The sequence below is a fragment of the Ruegeria sp. CDSC042 genome (genome assembly GCF_059610745.1).
Genome location: NZ_JBXWOF010000020.1, coordinates 1 through 2,990 on the forward strand (window position 1 = coordinate 1; position 2,990 = coordinate 2,990).

A 2,990-nucleotide genomic window follows, 5' to 3' on the forward strand; every position below is an offset into this window, starting at 1 on the left:
GTCAGGCCTTCTGGTTCTGGGAGTTTGTTTGCGCGGCATGCGGCGGTCAGGGTGTTGGCCAGCAGGCATGCGATTGTCATGGGGCCGACGCCGCCGGGGACGGGGGTGATTGCTCCGGCGCGTTCGGCGGCGCTGGCGTAATCCACGTCTCCGACCAGCTTGTTCTTGCCGTCGCGTTCAATGCGGTTGATGCCCACGTCGATGACCGTGGCGCCTTCCTTGATCCAGTCGCCGGGCACCATCTCGGGGCGGCCCACAGCGGCGACAACGATATCCGCGCGACGGACAACATCGGGCAGATCCTTGGTGCGGCTATGCGCGATGGTCACGGTGCAGCTGTCGCCCAGCAGCAGTTGCGCCATCGGCTTGCCAACGATGTTCGAGCGGCCGATCACAACCGCATCCATGCCCGACAACGATCCATGATGGTCCCGCAGCATCATCAGGCAGCCCAGCGGGGTACAGGGCACCATCGATTTCTGACCGGTGCCCAGCAGGCCCACATTCGAGATGTGGAACCCGTCGACATCCTTGGCCGGATCGATCGAATTGATCACCAGATCCTCGTTCAGGTGCTTGGGCAGCGGCAGCTGTACCAGAATGCCATGCACGGCCGGGTCGGTATTCAGCTTGTCGATCAGTGCCAGCAGGTCTGCCTCGGAGGTGTCCACATCCAGCTTGTGCTCATACGAGTTCATGCCGACCTCGACGGTCATCTTGCCCTTCGAGCGGACATAGACCTGGCTGGCCGGGTCTTCGCCCACCAGAACCACGGCCAGACCGGGGGTGATGCCATTTTCGTCCTTCAGCTTTGCAACCTGATCGGCAACCTGTGCCCGCACCGTTGCTGCAAAGGCCTTACCGTCGATAACCTGCGCTACCATTCTTCGATCCCTTCTTCCCAAAAACGGATCGGACGCTTGGGGCGCCCGGTCAGTCAGTCGTTGCCGAGCACACGTTCCTCACGCGCAATCGACCAGTCAATCAGAATGCGCCACAGCGTCTCGGCCAGATCGGGGTCCATCCCCGCCGCCTGAGAGCTGGCACGCACCTTTTGCACCACCTCTTCAACACGATCCGGAATACGGGCCGGCAGGCCCTCGCCCGGCTTCAACTCAGACGCGCGATCAATGTAGCTGGCGCGCCTCACCAGCATCTCGATCAGGTGCCGGTCCAGTTGGTCGATCTGAATCCGCAGATCCTGCATCGTTGCGCAGTCTTGCGGCGGTGTCAGAGTGGGCATCGTGATCTCCTCGTGGCCCGGAGCATTCTCCGGATCACGAGATGTCTTATCTGGCGACTTAGAACAAGCCCTCGATCTCACCTGCGTCATTGAGGCAGATGCTTTCGGCCGCCGGTTTGCGCGGCAGGCCCGGCATAGTCATGATCTCACCACAGACCGCCACGATAAATCCGGCACCCGCGCTCAGGCGCACCTCGCGCACCGGAACCGAATGGCCGGTGGGCGCGCCGCGCAACGAGGGATCGGTCGAGAAGGAATACTGCGTCTTGGCCATGCAGACCGGCAGGTTGCCGTAACCGGCTTCTTCCCATTCACGCAGCTGGTTGCGGATCTTGTTGTCGGCCAGAACCTCGTCCGCGCGATAGATGCGCTTGGCGATGGTTTCGATCTTCTCGAACAGCGGCATATCGTCGGGGTAGATCGGCGCAAAGTTCGCTGTGCCCCCTTCGACGATTTCGACCACCTTCTCGGCCAGCGGCGCCGAGCCTTCCGACCCCAGCTCCCAGTGACGCGACAGAACCGCTTCGACCCCGTGGTCAGAGCAATAGTCTTTCACGGCTTGCACTTCTGCGTCGGTATCGGTGACGAAGTGGTTGATGCCAACCACAACCGGCACGCCAAAGGATTTGACGTTTTCGATGTGACGACCCAGGTTGGCGCAGCCCGATTTGACCGCGTCGACGTTTTCCGCACCCAGATCAGCCTTGGCCACACCGCCATTCATCTTCATCGCACGCACGGTGGCGACCAGCACCACAGCCGACGGCGCGATACCCGCTTTGCGGCACTTGATGTTCATGAATTTCTCGGCGCCCAGATCGGCGCCAAAGCCCGCTTCGGTCACCACATAGTCAGCAACCTTCAGCGCGGTCTTGGTCGCAATGACCGAGTTACAGCCATGTGCAATGTTGGCAAACGGGCCGCCATGCACAAAGGCCGGGTTGTTTTCCAGCGTCTGCACCAGGTTCGGCTGCATCGCGTCCTTCAGCAGCACCGTCATCGCACCTTCGGCCTTGATGTCGCGGCAATACACGGCTGTCTTGTCGCGGCGATACGCGACGATGATGTCGCCCAGACGTTTTTCCAGATCCTTCAGATCATTGGACAGACACAGGATCGCCATCACTTCCGACGCCACGGTGATGTCAAAGCCGGTCTCGCGCGGGAAACCGTTCGATACGCCACCCAAGCTGGCCGTGATCTGACGCAGCGCGCGGTCGTTCATGTCGACCACACGACGCCACGCTACACGGCGAATGTCGATCTCGCACTCATTGCCCCAGTAGATGTGGTTGTCGATCATCGCCGACAGCAGTGAATGGGCACTGGTGATGGCGTGAAAGTCACCGGTGAAGTGCAGGTTCATCTCTTCCATCGGAACAACCTGCGCGTAACCACCACCCGCAGCGCCGCCCTTCATGCCAAAGTTCGGGCCCAGCGAAGCCTCACGGATACAGATCATCGCGTTCTTGCCGATCCGGTTCAGACCGTCACCCAGACCCACAGTCGTCGTCGTCTTGCCCTCACCCGCAGGCGTCGGGTTGATCGCCGTCACCAGAATCAGCTTGCCGTCCTCACGGCCCTGAACCGAATTGATGAAGTCCTGGCTCACCTTTGCCTTGTCATGGCCATAGGGCAGAAGATCAGCAGATTCGATGCCGATCTTCGCACCAATCTCCTGAATCGGCTTCTTCTTCGCCTCACGCGCAATTTCGATGTCAGATTTATAGCTCATTGGGTTTCGGTC

General features: G+C 60.6%; 3 protein-coding genes. All 3 read right to left on the bottom strand.

Annotated features, from left to right (window positions below; translation table 11 throughout):
• A partial coding sequence (gene folD / locus AC2FHX_RS20935) for a bifunctional methylenetetrahydrofolate dehydrogenase/methenyltetrahydrofolate cyclohydrolase FolD (protein ID WP_271952851.1) occupies positions 1-884 on the bottom strand: 884 nt, incomplete at its 3' end.
• Between the two features lie 53 nt (positions 885-937).
• Positions 938-1,243, bottom strand: a complete 306-nt coding sequence (locus AC2FHX_RS20940; protein ID WP_142640424.1) for a chorismate mutase — start codon at positions 1,241-1,243, stop codon at positions 938-940.
• A 58-nt stretch (positions 1,244-1,301) separates the two neighbouring features.
• Positions 1,302-2,978 carry a formate--tetrahydrofolate ligase gene (locus tag AC2FHX_RS20945; RefSeq protein ID WP_496703697.1) on the bottom strand — a complete coding sequence of 559 codons (1,677 nt, stop codon included), beginning with the start codon at positions 2,976-2,978 and terminating at the stop codon, positions 1,302-1,304.
• Positions 2,979-2,990: the final 12 nt, after the last annotated feature.